Genomic DNA, 21,440 nt, shown 5'->3' on the forward strand with positions numbered 1-21,440 from the left:
CGGAAAGGGAAGTGGGTGGTTCAGGGGCCTCGGTCAGGACGCGGTGAACTGTCCGCGGCTCGGGATGTGCGGGGACCACCGCGGCGCCGGCCGTAAAAATCCTCACCCGCACCTCCAATCCTCACGCGATGCATTGGATGAGAATCAGGAATCGGCGTGAGGATTCCGCAGCAGGCGACCACGTAACACCCCCCACCCGACCGTCGACACACCCCGTGTCCGGGAATCAACGGCAAGGAGACGTCAGATGCTCTCGATCAAGAAGCTCGTCGCTGTGGCAGCCGCCGGCGCTGCAGCCATGGTTCTTTCCGCAGGCACCGCGTCCGCGGACGAATATGCTCCCGCGCCGCAGAACCCAGCCAACTATCTGCAGGGCGATACCGCGTACTTCTCGTACGGGCCAGCTGCGAACTGCGCGATGTATCCGGGCGGAATCGTGGGCTGCGATCTTCCGAACGGCATGATCATGAGCCAGGTCCCGTTCACACCTCGCGTCTACGACGTACAGATCGATGTTCCGTGGTTCCCTGCGCACCCGACGTTCGGCATCGGTGGTCCTCGCGGCCGGGCCGGAAGCACGCCGCTGCAGGGCACACTCAGCTACGGCGGTGCGACGTGCGAAGTCGGCGTCAAGGGTCAACTCACGTGCACATCCATGGGCCGCTCGTTCGTGGCGTGGACGCCCTACTTGAACGTCTCCTGAGCTGAGCGCCTGCGGCGCAACGAGATTCCCGACAGCAGAACCAATGCCGCACCGGCGACGATCAACGCGAGGTGCGCCCTCGGGACCCACAGGTCGAGCACGACGATCTGCCACAGCACCCACCCGATGGCCAAAGCCCCGATCAGTCCTGCCGCAGTGGATGCCCCGGTGATGTCGACGAGCAACGCCGTCGCGCAGAGGAGCGGCAACATCCCGAGGAACACCAGCACGAACAGGCCCGAGTAGCGGTAGTCCCACGTGTGCCACGACGGGAGCATGTCGACGCGCAATCCCAGCGAACGGCCCGAGGAATCGGTCACCAAGGACACTCCGTTGAACAGTCCTGCGGCGCCGAGCACGGCCAAGATCGCTGCGGTCGACAGTTTCCTCACGACCACAGTGTGAACGACCTACCGCCGCGGATCCACCAGAACCTTCGCGTGCACGCTCTGTCCCGAATCCAACTCGTCGAACATTGCGGTCAACTCACCCAAGCCGATGGTTCCGGTGTGCAGTGACAGCACGTCGACGCGGCCCTCGGCGATCGCCGTCATCGATCCGACGAAGTCCTCGTGCGAATAGGCCAGCGATCCGATGACCGTCAGTTCGCGACTCTGCCAGTCGCCGTAGCTGACCTGCGAGTCCGTGCCCGGGTAGCCGAGCAGCGACAGGATTCCGCCGCGGCGCACCAACTCGGCCGACGGCTGGAAAAGCTGTGCGACGCCGGTGCATTCGAACAGCACGTCGGCACCGAGCCCGTTGGTGGCGGCCTTCAAGACATCCGCGAGTTCCGACGGCTCGACCACATCGCGGAACCCCAGCTTCACGGCCGCGTCACGACGCGCCTGCGACGGCTCCGACACGATGACACGTCCCGCGCCGCTGTTGCGTGCGTGCTGTGCCGTGAGGAGTCCGATCGGGCCTGCGCCCTGCACGACCACCGTCGATCCCACCTTCATCGCCGTGCGCTTGACGGCGTGGAACGTGACTGTGGCGGGTTCGACGAGGGCTGCCTCTTCGTCGGACAGCGCGTCGGGGACGGGGACGACACGACGCTCGGAGACCGCGAGGACCGTGCCGAAGCCGCCGTGGACGGGTGCGTCGTCGGTGATTCCGTTGGCCTCGGCGAAGGCGAGATCGCAGTGCGCCGCATGACCGGCGGTGCACATGGCGCACTTGCCGCACGCAGGCCCGACGCCTGCCACGACCCGCTGCCCGACCGTCACCGTCGTCACGCCCGATCCGATGGCCAGCACCTTTCCGGTCCACTCGTGCCCGAACACCGCCGGCGGCAGCGCAGCCGACGAGTAGCCGTGTGTATCCGTCGCGCAGATTCCGCAGTAGGTGATCGCGACGACGACGCCGAATTCGGACGGCTCCGGCATGCGCGTCTCTTCGACGGTCTCGGCTTGCTTCGGAGCGACGATGTGGACGTAGCGATTGGCGTTCGTTTCGGGCATGACGTGGCCACTTTCTCGACGGGGTTCGGCGAGGCCAGCTTACTCTTCAGTTTGTCAAGTAAGTGAATTACACCCGAATCAGTGCAGCCGTCGGACCAGGACCGCCGTCCCCGTAGACCACGATCACCACCGGCCCGGCGCCGGTGGGCAGCACACCTGCCCGATCGCTGATCCCCGCATCTCCCGTACGCAGGTTGGCCCAACCGATGTGTACGGACGGCCCGCCGAGCGTCACCGTCACGCGCTGGGCCGCGTGATCGACGACCGCGTCGCCTCGAGACTCGAAGCTCACGGTGTCGACGCCGCCCGCCACGAGCGTCGGCTGCGCTGCCAACACGGCGACTTCAGTGGGGACGCCGGCTTCCTGCAGGGCGCTGACCGGGTCGACGGCTGGGTTCGCGTGCGCGACCGAGCCGAGGCCGAAACCGACCAGGATCGCAATCACGGCCGCCGCAATCGCAGACGCGGACCTGGCGAGAGGCTTCATCCGGTCTCCGATCGTCGGCTACGGTCACGAAGCCTCAGTCTGACCCGCGCGCGTCCTCCGTGGGATCGAAGTGATCGGATCGTGTTCTCGGGCGTAGATCGAAAGCAGAGCTACCGCGACACCGAGCCTGGTCCGGCTCCGTCGCTCCCGCACAATCACCCAAGGCGCATCCCGGCGTGGAGGTGGGCGCGTCGGGACATTTCGTTGCGGAGAGCTGGAGCAGCCACAACGCGATATTCGTGAACTACTGGTCCGCAGTGGGCGAAAACGGCGAGGGTAGTGGAACGCGCCTGATCCTGCTGCCGTTCGAGTCGCGGGCTTTCCAGCCGCTGACCGGGCAGATCACGTTCCCCATGGCATCGGGCGGGGGATCGATGACTGTGACGACCAACGGGGTGAGCACGACGTACTTGGATCCGTTGGCGAACACGGTCAGGTTCACGGTCGCCTGACTGCCGTTCCGCGGAGCTGACTCAGTCGCCGGTGTAGCACCGTGACGATCAGGCCAGGGCGAGGAACAGTTTCTCCAGCTCCGCTTCGGTCATGGGCTCCTTGTTGTCCGCCGTGTCGCCGGTCATGCATTCGCGCAGACCGGTGGCGACGATCTTGAACCCCGCCCGATCCAGGGCTCGGGATACGGCGGCAAGTTGGGTGACGACGTCTTTGCAGTCCCGCCCGTTCTCGATCATTCCGATGACTCCGGCGAGTTGGCCGTGCGCTCGTCGCAAGCGGTTGAGTACCAAAGCGATGCTGTCTTCGTCGCCGATCATGTCCGTCTCCTCAGGGGGTGTTGATGAGCTCCAGGGTACCCCCGGGGGCATAGAGGAACATCGCCCGGCCGTCTAGTCCGTCAGGGCGGCGATAGCGGCCTTCAGTCTCGTGGTGGCCTCGTCGGCGACGTCGGACAGACCTGGCTCGCTCGTCACCTCGACCATGACTGCCGGATTCATGGCCTCGACGATCACCGATCCGGGTGTGGACGTGTCGGCTCGAACGACGACATTGCACGGCAGCAGTAGTCCGATCTGTCGCATCACGCCGACGGCACGGTGCGCTAGGGGAGGGTTGCATGCTCCGAGGATCAGATACGGCTCCATGTCCTCGCCGAGTTTGGCTTTCAGCGTCGCCTGCATGTCGATTTCGGTAAGGATTCCGAATCCCTGCTCGGCCAGTGCCGCTTTGGTCTTCTCGACGGCGGCGTCGAAGTCGGTGTCGGTCACGGTGGTGGAGAGTGCAATGTTCATGGTCATCGTCCTTTCGTCGTTCGATTCGGAAAACTGAAACTCGTTGTCTGATGGAGCTTTTGTCAGTGCGAGAACCGTATGGACGGCAGAATCCTGCGGAGCCAGCGCGGCGACCACCACGCTCCGTGGCCGGTCACCCGTAGAAGGACCGGAAGCAGGATCAGTCGGATGAGGACTGCGTCGAGCAGGACGGCGACACCGAGAATAATCCCCATTTCCTTGGGTGGGAGCGGATCCGACAAGGCGAACGTGAAGAACACCGCCACCATGACCGCTGCGGCTGCGAAGATGACCCGCCCGGAATGCGCGAGGCCGTCGACCTGGGCGGTTTTCGGATCGCCGGATCGTTCGTAATGCTCTTTCGCCGTAGCAAGCAAGAAGACGGTGTAGTCCATGGCGATGGCGAAGATCATCGCGAAGAAGAAGACCGGGCCCCAGCCGTCGAGAAATCCCTGGGGTGTGAAGCCCAGGAGCGACGCGCCGTGGCCGTCCTGGAAGATCAGTTTCGCGGTACCGAACGCTGCAGCCGTCGACAGCAGGCTGACCACGGTTCCTAGAATCGCGATGACGGGCGCCTGCAAAGCGACGAGCAGTAGAACGAAGCCGAGAGCAAGGATGATGCCGACGACCAGCGGGAGGTAATCGTTCAATGCCTGCTGCAGGTCTACATTCTCCGCCGGGGCGCCGCCGACGAGGGCAGACTCTGGAAGTTCTCCACGTAGATCGGCGAGAATCGTGGACATGGAAGCATCCGACGGGCCGACGGTCGGAAGTGCTTGCAGCAGAGCATAATCGGACCCATCGGAGGCCGGTTGCGGAGGCGTGACCATGGCGATCCCGTCGACCGAGGCGGCCGACGACGCGGTCACGCCGGCATCGGACGTCGGGACGACTATCTGCAGGGCGCCGGGTGCGCCGTCGCCCAATTGTGCCTGAACCAGCTCATAGCCCTGGCGTACCGGTGCGTCCTGCGGGACGACGGCGATCGACGGCATCGCCACTTTCAGTCCGAGAACCGGCAGCGCCAGCGCGACGAGAACGCCGACGGAGACGATCGCGAACGGCCACGGATGCTTGTGCAGGAGGTTTCCCCACGCAGCGAATTTGGGCGAGCGGTGCTGTTGACGCTTGGCGTAGGGAAGTGACGCGGCGTTGACCTTCGGGCCGAGTGCGCCCAGCGTTGCAGGAAGCAACGTCATGGTGGCGATCAACACGAATGCGACAGCCAGCATGATGCCGACGGCCATCGTCCGCACCGCAGGCGCCGGAACGAGCAGGACCGCGGACAGGCTGACCAAGACGGTCAGGCCGGACAGGACGACGGCTTTGCCTGCGGTATCCATGGTTTCGGCAACTGCAGCCCGCGGATCGCCCTGTCGAAGGGCGTCGCGGAAGCGCGAGACGATGAACAGGGCGTAATCGATGCCCAGCGCGAGCGCGAACATCATCGCGAAGTTCATCGCCCACACCGAAATCGGTGTCACCTGATTGAGTAGGACCAATCCGCCCGCCGATGCGACGAGCCCGGCAACGGTCAGTAGGAGAGGAAGGCCTGCTGCTACGAGCGAACCGAACGCGAGCACCATGATCGCCAATGTGACTGGCCACGAGAACAATTCGGCTTTGATCATCGCGTCGTGATTGGCCTTGTTGAAGTCCGACCACAACGCGGACGACCCGGTGGGATACACCTCGATGCCGTCACCGGACAGTGCGGTGAGGTCGCCTTTGACGTCGTCCACGGCTTTGACCATGTCGTCGGTGCTCGCGTTCGCGCCTGCGACGACTATCCCGGTGTGCCCGTCGGGGCTGATCGTCATGCCGGGTTGTGGTGGGACGACCTCGCCGAATCGGCTGTCGCCGGCAAAAACGTCACTTACCTCGGTGAGGGTCTGTTGCATCGCAGGGGAGTCGATCGACGAGTTGTCGGAGTGCATGACGACCTGTACTGCGGCCGACGAGTTCCCGCCGAAGTGTTGTTGGGCCAGCTCACGAACCTGGACGGACTCGGACCCGTTGGCCTGCCAACCCGCGCCCGCGAGAGACCCGAACACCGAGGGCGCGGCGGATCCCAGAGCGACGAGTGCGATCAGCCAGAAACCGAACACCCACCTGCGGAGGGTGACCATCGCGTACCCCATTCGGCCGAGGGGTCCGGGCGTAGGGCCGCCGTTCGTTTCGGTGTCGTGGGGCGGCGCGATCTCTGGCTGAGGCATAAGGATCATTATACGGGTGGGGGTATCTGTCTGGCTCTAGTCGGGTGGTGGAAGTAGGTCTGTGCCGACTGTGCCATATACCTAGGGGGGTATGCAAGTACCCTGGGGGGTATACAAGGGTTTGGACGGTTGAAGGCTCAGAACGGGAGGTCTGGAAGTATTCGGCAGGCTGGTGATCACGTGTCGCAGTGCACTTGGGTGTACACGCATCGAAAGTGTTGTGGCGCAACTACGCTCGAACACCAGCAGTACTGTAAGCGAGGCAACAGCGAACAGTACTGCGGGCATCCGCGCCGACAGCCAGGAGCTAGCCGGTGCTGGCTCCCAGCTGTTGTCTCAACCGAAGAGTTGAGTCGGGGCTACCCGGACCCCGATTCGGCAAACATTCGTTGTTTCGGTTCCAAGAACGACTCCGTAACCGGGTGGTCGGTCTGTGTCGACGCAGCCGCGATCCTGTAAAGCGGTCTGTTTTCCGCGTCGAGAGGACCTGCCGCGGGTATTTCGTGCTTCTCGGCAGCAATCGGAGAGCCGAAGTCCATCTCGTCACACGATCAGATCCGGAGCCCACAGCGACGGACGAACTCACTTCAGCGGTAGGCATCCGATCGGTGCCAAATTGCGGTGACCTGCACTGTGCGTTGCTCTGTGTCGATCAGGTAGAGAACGCGGTAGGTGCCCCTCCGAGCACTGTAGGCAGGGGCGAGCGGCGGGGCGAGGGGTTTGCCCACCCGCTGGGGATTGTCCAGCAGCGCGCCGGTGATGAACTCGTAGACAGCTGCGGCGACCTTTTCTGGAAGACTATGCCCGAGGGCGCGGGACGCGGACCGCGCGATAACAAGCCGGTACGGTTCGCCGGGTTCGCTCACGCTCGACCGGACCGGCCAGCAGCCTTCATGGCCGCTGCCAACTGTTCAGCGTCGAGACTGTCACCCTTGGTCAGCTCGGTCTGTCCCTGGACGTGCGAGGCCAGCAGTTCCTGGTCCGACAGGACGGCAATGGTCTCTTGCAGCGCGTCGAAATCGTCGGCTCCGAGCAGCACTGCGACGCGGTGGCCGTTGCGGGTGATCTCGTAGCGGGCGTGGGTACGTTCCGCGTCGTCGACGATATTGGACAGACGAGCCCGTGCATCTGCGACCGGCAATGTAGTCATGTACATAATTAAAGCGCAACTTCCGTAAGGTGTGCTAGAACGCCGCCTTCTGGGGAACGACGACACTTGACGAGCGGAATGCCCGATTTGCCTGGTCTGTAAGGTCCGTTCCCATGATCAAGACAGCGGTGGCGAGGTTGGCGGCAATTGCCGGTGCAGTGGTGGTGTCGGCTATCGGTGCGCCTGCATTGGCGCACGCGCATCACCAGGACGTGACTCCGCTTCCGGTGGCGTACTCACTGGGTGTGAATTTTTCGGTGCCGTGCAGCGGACAGTTGACGGGCTTCGTGCATACGCCGCACGACCGGCCAGGGATGGTGACGGTGAGTGTGACGTGGCTGCCCTTCTTCACAGCCCAGTGTCACAACGCCATCTCTGTGAACTACCTGTCTGCCTCTGGTTCCGACGGCGCAGGGAGCGGGAATCCGTCGATTCTGCTTCCCTCCGACTCACGGGCGTTCGTTCCTCTGACCGGCCAGGTCACGTTCCCGATGCCATCAGGTGGCGGCTCGGTCGTCGTCGCGCCCAACGCGGTGAGCACGACCTACCTGAACCCCTTGGCGAACACCGTCAGATTCACGGTCGCCTGACTCGTCCGGATTCGCGAAAGGTCCGTCGGCAGGTGTTGTTTCACCATCACGCGCGGCGGATCATCGCCGACGAGCCGGGAACCATCCCGTCGGTGATGATGGCTTCGAAACCGAATCGTTCGTACAGTCGTCGGCTTGCGGGCGTCGTGGATTCGAGAAAAGCTGTTGTGGAACCGATTTCGTCCAGACGGTACTGAATCAGCGACGTGCCCACTCCGGTACCTCGGGCTCGCGCCGATGTGGCGATGTCATGGATGTACCAGTGCGGTTCGTCCGGTCGTTGATCTTCGATCGCTCGATCATGTGCACGACCGGCTTCGGTAGGACTCGAGCTGCCGGATTCGTCACGGGGGCCGGGAGGTTCCCATAACAGCGCGCCGAGCAACTTTCCGTCCTCGTCGACTGCGACGTCCACGTGCTCGGGTGTGCCCTCGGCCTCGCTTGCGTAGAACTCGGCGAGCGCGCGGCGTCGCGTCGATGCATCGGGCAGGTGCGCTGCCCATACCGGATCACCGTCGAATGCCTCGCTGAAGATCTCGCCGATTTCGCTTGCGTCAGAGGCAGTTCCGGGTCTGATCGTTGCCACGGGTGAATCCTTTCATCGGGCCGTAAGCCCCCGCCAGCGTAGCGCGAGCCATGCGGTCCGAAAATCGCAGGCGACATTTCGACCGGAACGGGGTGTCTTGTCCGCGAGCCATGGGCCGACGAGGATGCTGGGGTGAGCTTCGTCGAACGAGTCCAACGCGCGATCCGACTGACCGAGGACCTGAACTTACTGCGTTATGCAGAGCAGGATGCGATTCGCGCGGCATGGAGCGAGCTGACCGGCAGAACCGTCGACGAGTCCTTTCATCTCATCCCGCCGGTCTATTCGGATCATGGAATCAACATCACCGTCGGCCGCAACGTCTTCGTCAATCAGGGCTGCCGTTTCAACGACATCGGCGGAATCGACATCGGCGACGACGTCATGATCGGTCCCAGCGTCAGCCTCATCACCTCGGGCCATCCGATCGGCCCGGACGAGCGGCGGACGGGCATCACGTCGGCACCCATCGTCATCGGGCGAGGCGTGTGGATCGGCGCGTCGGCGATGATCTTGCAAGGGGTGACCGTAGGCGACGACGCCATCGTCGCGGCGGGTGCCGTCGTCACGCGAGACGTTCCGGCTCGGACGATGGTGGCAGGGGTTCCGGCGTCGGAGATCAAGAAGCTGGATCAGTGACGAGACATTATGCAGGCGTTGCTGTTTCGAGATACCTGTTCGCGTGCTCGATGAGGTAGCTGAGCTGAGTACGCGTCTCGGCGAGAGCCTGCATCTGCTCGCCGAGACGGTCGTGCTCGGCGAGCATGATTGCGATGGACTCCCGAGTGACATCCGACGACGGCGCGTCCACGCACGGCAGGATCGACGCGATGACGGTGCTCGACAGGCCTGCCGAATAGAGCTGACGCAGCAGCCTGACTCGATCGACCGCGTCGGCGTCGTAGACACGGTGTGCGCCTGACCCGCTGCGCCGTGAATCCAGCAGGCCGCACTCCTCGTAGTAGCGCAGCGATCGGACGCTGGCCCCCGTGCGTCGCGCCAATTCGCCGATCCGCATAGGTGACTCCCCTCACAAAGGCTTGAACCTGACATCGACGAGAGGTTCTACGGTTGATTCGAACATACTCCTCGATTCGAAGGCGAAGGCCCGTCAATGCTCGCAGTGCAGTACAACTCGTTCGGTGACCCCTCGGTGCTCGAAGTCGCCGAGCGTTCCGATCCGCATGCCGGACCGAATTCGGTGCGCATCCGCGTGCTGGCCGTCAGTATCAATCCGATCGACAGACTCCTGCGGGCTGGGCATCTGAAAGAGGTTCTGCCGCTCGAGCTACCGGCCATCCCTGGTCGCGACGCCGTGGGCATCGTCGAAGAACTCGGTGACGGTGTCACCGATGTCGCGATCGGCGACAAGGTGTTCGGGCTCGGTGGCGTCAGCGACACGACCGCCGAGTACGCGGTCCTCACCGCGTGGGCGAAGGTGCCCGCAGTGTGGACCGACGACGAGGCTGCCGCGGCGGGGCTGGCGTCGGTGACCGCGCTACGAGCGTTGGACGCACTGGGCCACGGCTCGAGTCTGCTGGTCGACGGAGCCGCCGGTGCCGTGGGAAGCGCGGCCGCGGCCTTTGCAGTCGCCGACGGGGTGCGCGTCGTCGGCACCGCAAGCGAGGCCAACCACGAGCGCCTCCGTGCCATGAACGTAACGCCCGTGACCTACGGCGACGGACTCGTCGACCGCGTCCGCGCCGTGGCTCCCGACGGCGTCGACCTCGCCTTGGACGCGGCGGGGTCAGGGTCGCTTCCTCAGCTGATCGAACTTGCCGGTGGCGCAGCACATGTCGTCACCGTCGCAGATCATCGAGGTGCGAGCGACCTGGGTGTGCGCAGCGTGAACGCCGAAAACGACTTGGCTCTACTGCGTCGTGCAGCAGTCTTTGCCGACGCCGGGCACTACACGCCGCACGTCAGTGAGGTCATGTCGTTCCGAGATGCGGCGCGGGCCCATGCTCGGTCCGAAGCGAGTAGCGGGAAGATCGTGCTGCGAATCGATGGCTGACGGCCGGGCTCGCGAATCCTCACTCCCGCTCGTAATGCTCAGGCGATGCATGCCGTGAGGATCGGGATTTCGAGTGAGGATTCGGCGCCGACCCGCCTACAACGTCGTATTCAACCTGCGATAGCACCGGCCGTGCGCGAATAGGCCGAGCGGAGGCCAACTTTGCGCGCACGGGTGGCGAAGCCGCACAATCTGACCCATGTCCACCGGCACCACCGCTCGCGCCACTGTTCTCGGGATGGGTGCCCTCCTTGCCGCCACACTCTTCTGGGCAGGCAATTATGTCGTGGGCGGCGCCGCGGTCTCGTCGATCTCTCCGCTGGATCTGACGGCGTCGCGCTGGGTCATCGCTCTGGTCCCGCTGCTTGCTCTGGCTCAGCTGATCGAGAAGCCCGACTGGTCGGTGGTCGCCAGATCCTGGCCGACGATGATCGCGCCCGCACTCGTCGGCCTGCTGGCCTACAACTTTCTTCTGTACTCGGCGCTGCAGCACACCACTCCGGTCAGTGCGTCGCTGATCAACGCGTTCAACCCGGCATTGATCAGCCTCGCCGCCGCGCTGTTCCTGCACCAACGACTGAACAGAACGTCGGTGCTGGGCATCGGCGTCGCACTGGTCGGTGTCCTGTGGGTTCTCAGCGACGGCCACCCGACGACCTTGGTGTCGACGGGCCTCGGCCTCGGCAACGTTCTGATGGTCGGCGCCATCTGCGCGTGGACTGCCTACACCTTGCTCGGACGACGCCGCACGACCATCCCGCCGATCACCGCGACGGCCGTGCAAGCGGTCATCGTGATCGTCGTCCTGACACCCGTGGTCCTGCTGACGGGCGGGCCGCACATACCCGTCGAATCCGGCCCGATCTGGGCGTTGCTGTTCGTCGGCCTCGGACCGTCGGTCATCTCCTACGTCATGTGGAACAAGGCGCTGACGGTCATTCCACCCGCGCGGGCCGGTGTGTACCTGAATCTCATCACCGTCTTCACCGTGCTGATCAGTGTGGCGCTCGGGCAACCGTTCTCTCTCGCCCAGGCCGTCGGTGGAGTCACGGTCATCGCGGGTGTGATCCTGACCAACCTGAATGCGTTGCGACGGCCTGTCTAGCCGTGCGTGGTGGTTGCAACAGGGATCAACCATCCGCGCACGGGTGGCGCGGCCGCCCTCCCACGTAAACCGGCGAGTAACTTGGTATTTCGTTCGAATGAACGGAAGTTGTCCGATGAGGCAGTTGTCGGTGCGTGGCTCTACTATCTCCCTGTTGGAACGTCGACGTTCCTGCGCATACTCATTTGCAATCCGGGGGACACACAGATCATGCGGATCACGGTTTTCGGCACGGGCTATCTCGGTGCAACCCATGCGGCGTGCATGGCCGAGCTGGGGCACGAGGTTCTGGGTGTCGACGTCGATCCCGCCAAGCTCGCCAAGCTCGAAGCCGGTGAGGTCCCCTTCTACGAGCCCGGCCTCGAAGAGGTGCTGCAGCGCAACATTGCCGCGGGCCGGCTGCGCTTCACGTCGTCGTACGAGGAAGCCGCGGAGTTCGCCGACGTCCACTTCCTCGGTGTGGGCACGCCCCAGAAGAAGGGCGAGTACGCCGCCGACATGGTGTACGTCGACTCCGTCGTCGAAACCCTCGCTCCGCTGCTGACCAAGCCTGCCGTGATCTTCGGTAAGTCGACGGTTCCCGTCGGCACCGCGTCTCGCCTGGGTGCGCGGGCTCGTGAGCTCTCGCCCGCGGGTGACGACGTCGAGGTGGCGTGGAACCCCGAGTTCCTCCGCGAAGGCTTTGCCGTCAAGGACACGCTGCACCCCGATCGTCTGGTGCTCGGCGTCGACCGTGACCGTCCCGGCCGCGCAGAGGCTCTGGCTCGTGAGGTCTATGCGCAGCTGCTCGACGAGCAGATCCCGTTCCTCGTCACCGATCTCGCGACGGCGGAGCTGGTCAAGGCGTCGGCCAATGCATTTCTGGCCACGAAGATTTCGTTCATCAACGCCATCGCCGAGGTCTGCGAAGCGTCTGGAGCGGACGTCAAGATACTGGCCGACGCCATCGGTCACGACGAGCGCATCGGCCGCAAGTTCCTCAATGCAGGCATCGGCTTCGGCGGTGGCTGCCTCCCCAAGGACATCCGCGCGTTCATGGCTCGCGCCGGTGAGCTCGGTGCCGACCAGGCGCTGACGTTCCTCCGCGAGGTCGACAACATCAACATGCGACGACGCACCCGCATGGTCGAGTTGGCGCGTGAAGCCTGCGGATCGCTCCTCGGCGCTCGCGTCGCCGTGCTCGGTGCCGCTTTCAAGCCCGATTCCGACGACGTCCGCGATTCGCCGGCCTTGAATGTCGCCGGCCAGATCCAGCTTCAGGGCGCAGCGGTCAACGTGTACGACCCGAAGGCCATGGACAACTCTCGTGCGCTCTTCCCGACGCTCGGCTACAGCAGCTCGGCGCTCGACGCCTGTGAGGGTGCCGACGTCGTGCTCGTCCTGACGGAGTGGAAAGAGTTCAAGGCTTTGACGCCTGCCGATCTCGACGGCGTGGTCCGGGCGAAAGTCCTGATCGACGGCCGAAATTGTCTCGATCCGCAGCAATGGCGCGACGCCGGCTGGACGTACCGCGGGCTCGGTCGTCCGTGACCTGAAGAAAACCAGCGTGCCCGACGGAGAAAACTAATGTCGTTCAGTTGAACGAACCAATTGCGTCTCCGTTTGGATAGTGTCCTCACGACCCGGCAGAATGATCGTCGATCGAGCATCAATCCGTTCAATGGATTGTTTCGTGATGGATGGCGCCTGCCATCGTCCGAAATGCGCGTCGGGAAAAGTTTTTACGTTGTTAACAATCACGACAACGGGGTTGTGATTGTGAATCGATGTCACAGAAACGCTGTGTCGCAGCATGATTCGGCAGTCGATCGACGGTCGGTGCCGGCTGTAACGCCGCGAAGACGTGCAGCGATGCTTGGTCTGGTCGGGAATTACTCTCATTGTGTCTGCAGGGCTACCTGCGGGTGTGATACACCAGGAATGGTTACGTGATCGTCCTGTGATGTAACCCACTTGGCAGAGTTCTAAACCTGACTGCGTGCGAAAATTTGAAAGCTCGAACAGCGGGCAACAGTGACCGGTTTTCTTCACGTCAGTGCGGATGTGAGTGGAGAAGGTTCGCTCAGAACCCATCGGACCGTCGGCCACAAGCTGTCGGAGCATCGTAAGGAGGGGGAGTCGGTGGCAACACTGGGATCGGTGCAGCAGGCTCCGCAGGGGGTATCTCCGGCAAGGCAGGCGTGGCGCGTTCGTCGTCTCACGTCTCGGCGCGTGTGGGAACACCAGTACGTCGACCGGTTGAGGGTCACGGACGTTCTGGTCGTCGTCACCGCCGTCGCGCTCGCTCAGCTCATTCGTTTCGGCGAGGCGCAAGCAGGTCAGCCCACGGCGTTCTACGCATACACAGGGGTGTCGCTCGCGCTGGCTGGTCTGTGGATCGCGTTCCTCGCGATCTTCCGTACGCGCTCGCCGCGTGTCATCGGTAACGGCGCGGAGGAATATCGCCGCATCGTGTCGGCGACGTTCCGGTTGTTCGGCGTCATCGCCATTCTGTCGCTTCTGTTCAAGATCGACATTGCGCGGCTCTATCTGGCTATCGCTCTGCCGATCGGTTTGCTCGGCCTGCTGCTCACTCGGTGGGTGTGGCGTAAGAGCGTTGCAGGCCAGCGCAAGAAGGGCCAGTACCAGACGTCGGTCCTTATCGTCGGTAGCCGCAAGGCCGCTGTGGCGATGGCCAAGCAGTTCGAGCGTTCTCCGTCGGCCGGTTACAGCGTGGTCGGCATGTGCCTACCGCGCTACGAGGTGCACGGCGCCGATGATGCAGTGACCGTCGACGGTTACGAGATACCTGTCCTCGGCGACGAACACACCGTGACCGAGGCAATCGAGGCGTCGGGTGCCGATACCGTGGCTGTGACCGCGACCGAGCACCTGGGCCACAAGGGCATTCGCAAGATGGTGTGGGACCTCGAGAAGAAGAACGTCGATCTGGTCGTGGCGCCCGGTGTGGTCGACGTGGCCGGTCCGCGCCTGGTCATGCGTCCCGTTGCCGGCTTCCCGCTGATTCACGTGGAGAAGCCGCAGTACAACGGTGCGACGCGGTTCAGCAAAACGGCTTTCGACTTCGTCTTCGCGGCAACGGTTCTGCTTCTGATCTCTCCGATCCTGCTGGTGGTGGCTGCGGCTGTGAAGCTGACGAGCCGTGGTCCGGTGTTCTACAAGTCGGAGCGCATGGGCATCGACGGTAAGCCGTTCCCGATGATCAAGTTCCGCAGCATGGTTCAGGACGCCGACAAGCAGGTCGACAAGCTGCTCGCTCAGAACGAGAGCGAGGGCGGCGTGCTGTTCAAGATGCGTGAGGATCCGCGGGTCACGAAGGTCGGCAAGTTCATGCGCCGGTACAGCATCGACGAGCTGCCCCAGTTCTTCAACGTGCTGCGCCGCGAGATGAGCGTGGTCGGCCCGCGTCCGCCGTTGCGTCGCGAGGTAGAGACCTACGACGGAGATGTACGACGCCGTCTCCTCGTCAAGCCGGGCATCACTGGTCTCTGGCAGGTCAGTGGTCGGAGCGACCTGTCGTGGGAAGAGACTGTGCGACTCGATCTCTCGTACGTGGAGAACTGGTCGATGGTTGGGGACATTCTGATTATTGCCAAGACCGTGAAGGCTGTCGCTGGGAGCGACGGGGCTTACTGAGGCCTGACGTCTTACCACACTCACCCAAGCGCTAGACGCGTGTCTTGGCGTGCCTTCTAAGGACGACCGTGTACGAAATTTCCATAATCTCGCACTCAATTAGCTCCAACGCAGTTGGGCGTGCTTTGGCAATGGCATCGGTGGCTGAACAGATCGGGCCAACCGCGGTCTGGGCTTTCCAGGACGGACCCGAGTGGTCCGGCATTCGACAGTTCGGGAAAGAAGTCAAGCCGTTCGCATCAAGGGATCAGCTTCGCTGGACCAGCTCGGACTCTACTGTGCAGCGGGTGGTGTGGGTTAGCAAAGGGATTGATCCAATAGCTGACGTCGTGCGGCGCGCGATAGCTGATGACCCGTCAATCATAGTTATCCTTGATCTTGACGACGATGATCGAGCATTGGCCCAGGATTTCATCACGCGTAGGGTCATGAACCGTATCATTCTGCACCCTTTCCGCCGGATGCATCCACACCGAATCCGTATGGCACAAAGCAAGATTGCACGTCTGTCGCACGGCTTTACGTTTTCAACATTCGCTCTCGCAGAGAACTTCGACTCAAATTTCGTGCCGAGAGTGAGGGTTCCGCACGTCCGTGCCCTTGAACCTGTGGTGCCGGCCACGCGTTCGAACGAGCGCCCGATTCGAGTCGGCACTTTCGGAACCCTGCGAAGCCACAAGGGTCTGAAGTTGCTGGTGGACCTTGTCAACGGCTCTGACAGTATTGAACTACATGTGTTCAAGGGGTCGGGGCTAGTCGAGGCTGGAGTTGTGTCTGACCGGATCGTCGAGGAATCACCCGACGCTGGCTTATCTCAAATCTACTCACAGATCGATGTGGCATTCATCCCGATGAACGAGGACCTAGGCGCGGATGTTCAACTTCCGGCGAAGTTAATCGACGCCATGCGGGCTGGGGTGCCGATCGTTACTTCCCCAACACGCGCAATCCGTGAGATTGCTGGTGAAACAGTCACCTACTTGGGCGAACGGGCAACTGTCGACGAGGCTCTAAGCCTGATATGTCAGGCTGCTGGGCTAGACGGTAAGCAGTCTAGGCTGCGGTTCGAGAACTTGGCGACACCAGCGGTTGTTGCGACTGAGCTCGTGTGTCTCTTGGAGCAGGCGCCCTCAAGCGCAGCGTCAGGAGTTTGACATGGCCTTGGAAAATAATAATCTAAGAAGATTTACGCATCGGCTCGCGCAGCCAACTCTCCTAGCACAGCTTCTGAATGTACTTTTCGCCCTGGGGCAGATACTGATTCTGACTCGTGTCTTAGACGTCAGTGATTATGCAAAGTATGGCGTTCTCACCGCCATATGGGCCATTGGAAACGCTGTCATTGGGACAAGTATTGGAACGCGTGTCGCCCGTTCGGCCGTGCTGTCGGGTGCGAAGATACAGTTGACGCAACGAGACGTTCTAACGATATTATTAGCTTCTCTTGCTAGCACGCTCTACAGCGTTTTAGCCTGGCAATCTGTTGCAGTTGGTGTGATTGCTGCGCTGACAATGGCATCGTTTGTTCTTGCTGAGGCTCGGGCTTCCCTTGAGTTGGGGCGCCGAAAATACAGTTCATACCTGCTGGTAGTAGCTCTAAAGTCGTCATTCCCAGTGTTTGCGTTACTAGGAATGTCTATTCTTGCACCGTCGGTATCCCTGTCTTGGGCCATGGTCTGTATAATGGTCGGAAATCTATTCGGAGCCGTCGGCCTAGGAACTTCCGTGTGGATCTCAAAGCCAATGCGAGAGACCGATTATTTTACAGAGTGGATCGGAATTCTAAATTTTGGGCTTTGGATAGTAAGTGGCGCGGGCCGGATTGTAATGGACGGAAGGGTGCCAGCACCCGAGATTGCCGTATTCACGCTGGCTTATGCGTTGACGGACCGAGGGTTTCGATCCATACAAACAGCCTATGTTGCGAGGAACTTAGCCAATGCGTTCGAAGGCAGATTTCGGCAGTCGACGCGCAATTGGATTCTGTTGTCGGTGTCGTTGTGCGTGGTAGCTGTGCTGCTCATCCCAGAGGTAACCTTCTTGGTATCAGGCGGCCGGTATACAGCGACGTGGTCGCTGGCAATCACGCTGTGCTCGGCATCTGCTGTGATGTTTGCAAGCGCACCGCTTTACCTCAAAGTCATTGCGACTAACCGTACAAAGTTGGCCGCCTTCATGTCATTGGCCATCGCTATCGCAAGTGTCGCGGTGAATTTCACTGTGGTTCGCGTCGGTGGCAGCAATGCGGTGTCCTTAGTGCTTCTCTGCTCCTACGTGTGCTGGATTGCAGGCCTAGCACTCTTATGTAAGCAACGGAAGACAACCAGGAGAGTAAAAGAACAATTTGAGGATATCGATCAACATGTGGAACCGGGAGCCTAAAGATGGAAATTGAGCCTACCCTATTGGCGTTCCCTATGCATGGCAGTGGAAAATTGATACGTGAGGGGTTCCGAACTCGCGATGGTCACTTTCTAGAGTGGTCCGCAAAGATACTCGGAAGCAGCCATCGTATCGATGTCTACTCGCGACCCGAACCAGCCGTGCTTGCGTATCGTGACTATCGACGGATGACGCTTACGGCGAAGCATGCGAGCCTCAACGAGATGAACTCATACTCCATGCGCCTGCCGTCGCTATCGGACCGGCAGCGGTGGTGGGAAACATCGAAGAATTCATATCGAAGGCCGCGTGCAGATTCTGGCCGGATTCCAGCCCTAGTGTGGAACCCGTTCGTAGCAGTTTCAAATGTTGCGGATATCGTGTTCAACGGACAACGAATGGTCCATCTCGATCTGTTAGACGACTGGACACACCATTTTGCTTTTGGGGCCATTAAGAAAGAGGTTGAGGCAGCCTACGCTGCCGCGTTTGAGTCGGCAACCTACGTCACCGCGAATTCTGAGGGCACCGCAGCATTAGCCCGAAGATTCGGGCGATCAGACGTTACAATGATCCTAAACGGCGTGGACCCGCAAAGATTCAGTACCATAAGTGCCGCTAAAGGACCGATCACTGTGGGCTATGTCGGTAAAATTGGGCGTCGGCTTGATTTGGAGCTGATTCAACAAGCGGCACGACAGCTGCCAAATTTTCAATTTGTGATGGCAGGTCCCGTTCTGGACGCGGAATATAAAACGGGTCTCGAGTTTATTCCCAATGTAAAGCTCATCGGGGATGTGCATTACGACGAGATGCCAAGCCTCCTGCAAACTTTTGACATCGGATGGGTACCGCACCGAGTCGGCGAGGGAGAAGTCGGCGGTGACGTCATCAAAACCTATGAGTATCGCGCTGCAGGCTTGCCCGTGCTAAGCACGCCCGTGGCCGGAGCTGGATCCCGTGGCCTGGGGTCCGTCACGGTTCTAGCAGCGGAAAAGCACATCGCATTTCTCGACGCCGAGCTAGCCGGGCGGACGCGGGTGGCTCGCATTCCTGAGAGAATCGCAGCGGAAATGCGATGGGGCACTAAGACCCTTGACGTACTTAATCCGTTGTTTGATCGAGCGTTAGTCAATTACGATCGTTTAACAGACGACCATGTCTAAGTCGACGATATACCTTTGCCTCACCCTCCTTGGAGCAGGCGCGGGCGCCCTATCGGCGGTTGCAGACTGGAGAGTGCTACTCGGGGGAGCGGCGGTCAATTTAGTCGCAGTGCATGTGGTTTCTGCTAGGTCGACTGAGAGCCGAATCCCTGCCTATTATTACGTCTTTCTGGGCACCTTCACCTTCTCCTTCGTGATTCCTGCTGCCCTCAATCTTCCGTTGCAAATGGCTGTACTTGCTGAAGCCTCCATAGCATGGGTAGCTGTTTCAGCCTCGGAAAGACGAGTCCGTGCAGTGGCCGGTTGGTGTCTTGCAATAGTTGTCGACTGGTTCGTTTTGGTTGGACGCCCTAATGTGAAAAAGATTTATCGTCGTAAGCCCCGAACGGTGGGGGGCAGCCTAGTTTGCAGGTTGAGCTTAGAGTGTGTCCTCGGGTGTTAAGGAGAGAGCTATGTCAAGGTCTGTTTCGATAATTGGTACTAGGGGCTATCCGAGCTATTATGGCGGGTTTGAGACGTTAGTTCGTAAACTAGCACCCTATCTCGTAAATGATGGGTGGGATGTGACCGTCTACGGGCGGCACGGTGCTACGCGTCCAGACGATGTGGAGGTTGACGACCGCGTGAGGTCGCTAATGACTCGCGGTGTCGAGTCCAGGTCACTGAGCACGCTGTCGTATGGACTCAGCTCGACCGCAGCGGCTGCACGGCAGAAGCCCGATGTAGCCCTCATTATGAATGTGGCTAACGGTTACTGGCTGCCGTTGTTGCGGTCGCGCAGAATCCCCAGTGTTCTCAACGTCGACGGTATTGAGTGGGAGCGCCAGAAGTGGGGCCGGAACGCCAAAGCGGTGTTTCGTGGCGGCGCGTCACTGACCGCAAGATTTGCAGATCATTTAGTTTACGACTCGATCGAACTGGGCAAGAGATGGGAGCGTGACTTTGGACGGACAGGTTTTTTTATTCCGTATGGAGGCACTGATCCGGGAGACTTGGATCCCGTGTTCAAACCTTCCACTGGATCATACGCTCTAATGGTGGCACGATTTGTGCCCGAGAACACGGTCTCAGAGTTTCTCGATGCGGCGGAATCAATCACTCAAAAGTGCGATGTTGTAATCGTAGGATCGTCCGGTTATGGCGGCGAATTTGACGTGCGTGTTGAGGCGATGGCGTCTCGAAACGACCGCATTCACTGGTATGGCCACGTAAGTGACGATCAAAAGCTGTTTTCGCTGTGGCAGAATGCAAATGCTTATTTCCACGGCCACAGTGTCGGAGGAACCAATCCGGCGTTGGTGCAAGCGATGACGTGTGGTGCACCTATCGTCGCTCGGGACACCGTCTTTAACCGGGAAGTTCTTGGATCATGTGCGGTCTTTGTCGAACCCACCGCTGCTTCAATTGCCGACGGCGTTATCAGTGTCATTGAGGACCGCGCGTTGCAGAGTTCGCTTGGTGCAGCGGGATATCAACGAGCTCTCGACAGTTACACCTGGGATTCTGTATGCCGGTCTTACGCCGACGCGCTTGCGTTCGCAGCGGATTCTAGGCGAGGTACAGCCATTGCCGAGAGAGCAAGACGGTGAGTGTATCGAACCTGCTTAGAACCGAGGTGGTGATTGGAGCAAAGATGCGGGGAATCATTTTGGCCGGTGGTACCGGTTCGCGTCTTCATCCGATCACGATGGGGATCAGTAAGCAGTTGGTGCCTGTCTACGACAAGCCGATGATCTACTACCCGCTCTCGACGTTGATCCTGGCGAACATCCGCGACATTCTGATCATCACCACCGCGCAGGATGCAGACCAGTTCCAACGTCTGCTCGGCGATGGTTCGCAGTTCGGCATCAACCTGACCTACCAGGTCCAGCACGAGCCGAACGGTCTCGCGCAAGCCTTCGTACTCGGCGCGGACCACATCGGCAGCGACAGCGCCGCCCTCGTCCTGGGGGACAACATTTTCTACGGCCCCGGCTTGGGTTCGCAGCTGTCGCGCTTCGATTCCATCGACGGCGGCGCCGTCTTCGCTTACGAGGTCAAGGACCCCACCGCCTACGGTGTCATCGAGTTCGACGACGCCGGCAGAGCGATCTCTTTGGAGGAGAAGCCGAAGGTCCCGAAGTCGAACTTCTCGGTGCCGGGCCTGTACTTCTACGACAACGACGTCATCACCATCGCCCGGGATCTGCAGCCCTCCGAGCGCGGGGAGTACGAGATCACCGACGTCAATCGCCACTACCTCGATGCCGGGAAACTGTGCGTCGAAGTCCTGCCCCGCGGCACCGCCTGGCTCGATACCGGCACCTTCGATTCGCTGCTCGACGCCTCGAACTTCGTCCGTACCATCGAAGAACGCCAGGGCATGAAGATCGGCGCCCCCGAGGAGGTGTCGTGGCGTCGCGGGTTCATCACCGATGACGAACTGCGTGAGCGGGCGGAGAAGCTCGTCAAATCCGGCTACGGGCAGTACCTGCTCGAACTGCTCGACCGAGGGAAATAAGACGTGACTTTTCGCGAGTTGAAGATCGCCGGCGCCTACGAGTTCACCCCACGCCAGTTCGGTGACGATCGTGGCGTGTTCTTCGAATGGTTCAAATCAACCGCRTTCGARGARGCGATCGGGCGGCCGTTGGAGCTACAGCAGGCGAACTGTTCGGTGTCCGCRGCCGGGGTGCTGCGCGGTATCCATTTCACCGAC

Annotated in this window: 24 protein-coding genes; 14 read left to right on the forward strand and 10 right to left on the reverse strand. The window is 61.3% G+C overall.

Annotated features, from left to right (window positions below; all coding sequences use genetic code 11):
* Nucleotides 1-247 precede the first annotated feature (247 nt).
* Nucleotides 248-703 carry a hypothetical protein gene (locus A3K89_RS05315; RefSeq protein ID WP_068422925.1) on the forward strand — a complete coding sequence of 152 codons (456 nt, stop codon included), beginning with the start codon at nucleotides 248-250 and terminating at the stop codon, nucleotides 701-703.
* Here the strand turns inward: A3K89_RS05315 and A3K89_RS05320 are convergent.
* From A3K89_RS05320 to A3K89_RS05330, 3 genes are all read right to left on the reverse strand, one after another.
* Nucleotides 685-1,095, reverse strand: coding sequence for a hypothetical protein (locus A3K89_RS05320; RefSeq protein ID WP_254303434.1), 411 nt, complete (start codon nucleotides 1,093-1,095; stop codon nucleotides 685-687). The genes A3K89_RS05315 and A3K89_RS05320 overlap by 19 nt on opposite strands.
* A gap of 18 nt (nucleotides 1,096-1,113) precedes the next feature.
* Nucleotides 1,114-2,163: a zinc-dependent alcohol dehydrogenase gene (locus A3K89_RS05325; RefSeq protein WP_068422930.1), complete on the reverse strand. Its 1,050-nt coding sequence runs from the start codon at nucleotides 2,161-2,163 to the stop codon at nucleotides 1,114-1,116.
* A gap of 67 nt (nucleotides 2,164-2,230) precedes the next feature.
* Nucleotides 2,231-2,650, reverse strand: a complete 420-nt coding sequence (locus A3K89_RS05330) for a hypothetical protein (protein WP_068422933.1) — start codon at nucleotides 2,648-2,650, stop codon at nucleotides 2,231-2,233.
* A 176-nt stretch (nucleotides 2,651-2,826) separates the two neighbouring features.
* On the opposite strand from A3K89_RS05330, the gene A3K89_RS05335 reads away from it, so the two are divergent.
* Entirely contained in the window at nucleotides 2,827-3,102 is a 276-nt protein-coding gene (locus A3K89_RS05335; protein WP_254303435.1) for a hypothetical protein, read from the forward strand.
* A 48-nt stretch (nucleotides 3,103-3,150) separates the two neighbouring features.
* Here A3K89_RS05335 and A3K89_RS05340 read toward each other — a convergent pair whose 3' ends face one another.
* The 5 genes from A3K89_RS05340 to A3K89_RS05360 all read right to left on the reverse strand — a co-directional run bounded on the left by A3K89_RS05340 (nucleotide 3,151) and on the right by A3K89_RS05360 (nucleotide 7,260).
* A complete protein-coding gene (locus A3K89_RS05340; RefSeq protein ID WP_068422936.1) occupies nucleotides 3,151-3,420 on the reverse strand; it encodes a metal-sensitive transcriptional regulator in 270 nt (89 codons plus the stop codon).
* Between the two features lie 72 nt (nucleotides 3,421-3,492).
* A complete protein-coding gene (locus tag A3K89_RS05345) occupies nucleotides 3,493-3,894 on the reverse strand; it encodes a DUF302 domain-containing protein (RefSeq protein ID WP_068423011.1) in 402 nt (133 codons plus the stop codon).
* Nucleotides 3,895-3,956: 62 nt separating this feature from the next.
* Nucleotides 3,957-6,110, reverse strand: coding sequence for an MMPL family transporter (locus tag A3K89_RS05350; protein WP_084423597.1), 2,154 nt, complete (start codon nucleotides 6,108-6,110; stop codon nucleotides 3,957-3,959).
* Between the two features lie 587 nt (nucleotides 6,111-6,697).
* A complete protein-coding gene (locus tag A3K89_RS05355) occupies nucleotides 6,698-6,976 on the reverse strand; it encodes a type II toxin-antitoxin system RelE family toxin (RefSeq protein ID WP_068422943.1) in 279 nt (92 codons plus the stop codon).
* Nucleotides 6,973-7,260, reverse strand: coding sequence for a type II toxin-antitoxin system Phd/YefM family antitoxin (locus A3K89_RS05360; protein WP_240931003.1), 288 nt, complete (start codon nucleotides 7,258-7,260; stop codon nucleotides 6,973-6,975). Before A3K89_RS05360 ends, A3K89_RS05355 begins: the two co-directional genes overlap by 4 nt.
* A gap of 113 nt (nucleotides 7,261-7,373) precedes the next feature.
* On the opposite strand from A3K89_RS05360, the gene A3K89_RS05365 reads away from it, so the two are divergent.
* Nucleotides 7,374-7,850 carry a hypothetical protein gene (locus A3K89_RS05365; RefSeq protein ID WP_068422953.1) on the forward strand — a complete coding sequence of 159 codons (477 nt, stop codon included), beginning with the start codon at nucleotides 7,374-7,376 and terminating at the stop codon, nucleotides 7,848-7,850.
* Nucleotides 7,851-7,896: 46 nt separating this feature from the next.
* Here the strand turns inward: A3K89_RS05365 and A3K89_RS05370 are convergent, their stop codons facing one another.
* A complete protein-coding gene (locus A3K89_RS05370) occupies nucleotides 7,897-8,436 on the reverse strand; it encodes a GNAT family N-acetyltransferase (RefSeq protein WP_068422957.1) in 540 nt (179 codons plus the stop codon).
* A gap of 132 nt (nucleotides 8,437-8,568) precedes the next feature.
* Here A3K89_RS05370 and A3K89_RS05375 point away from each other — a divergent pair, with 132 nt between their 5' ends.
* Nucleotides 8,569-9,075: a DapH/DapD/GlmU-related protein gene (locus A3K89_RS05375; protein WP_157105244.1), complete on the forward strand. Its 507-nt coding sequence runs from the start codon at nucleotides 8,569-8,571 to the stop codon at nucleotides 9,073-9,075.
* 7 nt (nucleotides 9,076-9,082) lie between these two features.
* On the opposite strand, the gene A3K89_RS05380 is transcribed toward A3K89_RS05375, so the two are convergent.
* Nucleotides 9,083-9,454 carry a MerR family transcriptional regulator gene (locus tag A3K89_RS05380; protein WP_068422963.1) on the reverse strand — a complete coding sequence of 124 codons (372 nt, stop codon included), beginning with the start codon at nucleotides 9,452-9,454 and terminating at the stop codon, nucleotides 9,083-9,085.
* 96 nt (nucleotides 9,455-9,550) lie between these two features.
* Here A3K89_RS05380 and A3K89_RS05385 point away from each other — a divergent pair, with 96 nt between their 5' ends.
* The 10 genes from A3K89_RS05385 to A3K89_RS05420 form a co-directional block, all read left to right on the forward strand.
* Entirely contained in the window at nucleotides 9,551-10,450 is a 900-nt protein-coding gene (locus tag A3K89_RS05385; protein ID WP_068422966.1) for an NADP-dependent oxidoreductase, read from the forward strand.
* A gap of 199 nt (nucleotides 10,451-10,649) precedes the next feature.
* Nucleotides 10,650-11,555: a DMT family transporter gene (locus tag A3K89_RS05390; RefSeq protein WP_068422969.1), complete on the forward strand. Its 906-nt coding sequence runs from the start codon at nucleotides 10,650-10,652 to the stop codon at nucleotides 11,553-11,555.
* 210 nt (nucleotides 11,556-11,765) lie between these two features.
* Nucleotides 11,766-13,085, forward strand: a complete 1,320-nt coding sequence (locus A3K89_RS05395) for a UDP-glucose dehydrogenase family protein (RefSeq protein ID WP_068423015.1) — start codon at nucleotides 11,766-11,768, stop codon at nucleotides 13,083-13,085.
* Between the two features lie 600 nt (nucleotides 13,086-13,685).
* Entirely contained in the window at nucleotides 13,686-15,191 is a 1,506-nt protein-coding gene (locus A3K89_RS05400) for a sugar transferase (protein WP_206030732.1), read from the forward strand.
* A gap of 140 nt (nucleotides 15,192-15,331) precedes the next feature.
* Nucleotides 15,332-16,345 (forward strand): glycosyltransferase, encoded by a 1,014-nt coding sequence (locus A3K89_RS05405; protein ID WP_167674238.1) that lies wholly within the window; start codon nucleotides 15,332-15,334, stop codon nucleotides 16,343-16,345.
* Nucleotide 16,346: 1 nt separating this feature from the next.
* A complete protein-coding gene (locus A3K89_RS25685; RefSeq protein ID WP_157105246.1) occupies nucleotides 16,347-17,573 on the forward strand; it encodes a lipopolysaccharide biosynthesis protein in 1,227 nt (408 codons plus the stop codon).
* Nucleotides 17,574-17,761: 188 nt separating this feature from the next.
* On the forward strand, nucleotides 17,762-18,739 hold the full coding sequence (locus A3K89_RS05410) for a glycosyltransferase (protein WP_167674239.1): 978 nt from the start codon (nucleotides 17,762-17,764) through the stop codon (nucleotides 18,737-18,739).
* Between the two features lie 452 nt (nucleotides 18,740-19,191).
* Complete coding sequence (locus tag A3K89_RS25310) at nucleotides 19,192-20,328, forward strand: glycosyltransferase (protein ID WP_084423600.1); 1,137 nt, start codon at nucleotides 19,192-19,194, stop codon at nucleotides 20,326-20,328.
* Nucleotides 20,329-20,372: 44 nt separating this feature from the next.
* Nucleotides 20,373-21,242: a glucose-1-phosphate thymidylyltransferase RfbA gene (gene rfbA, locus A3K89_RS05415; RefSeq protein WP_068422977.1), complete on the forward strand. Its 870-nt coding sequence runs from the start codon at nucleotides 20,373-20,375 to the stop codon at nucleotides 21,240-21,242.
* Nucleotides 21,243-21,245: 3 nt separating this feature from the next.
* Nucleotides 21,246-21,440 (forward strand): dTDP-4-dehydrorhamnose 3,5-epimerase family protein (locus tag A3K89_RS05420; protein WP_167674240.1); only part of this gene is annotated, 195 nt, incomplete at its 3' end.

The sequence above is a fragment of the Rhodococcoides kyotonense genome (genome assembly GCF_001645385.1).
Taxonomy (GTDB): domain Bacteria; phylum Actinomycetota; class Actinomycetes; order Mycobacteriales; family Mycobacteriaceae; genus Rhodococcoides; species Rhodococcoides kyotonensis_B.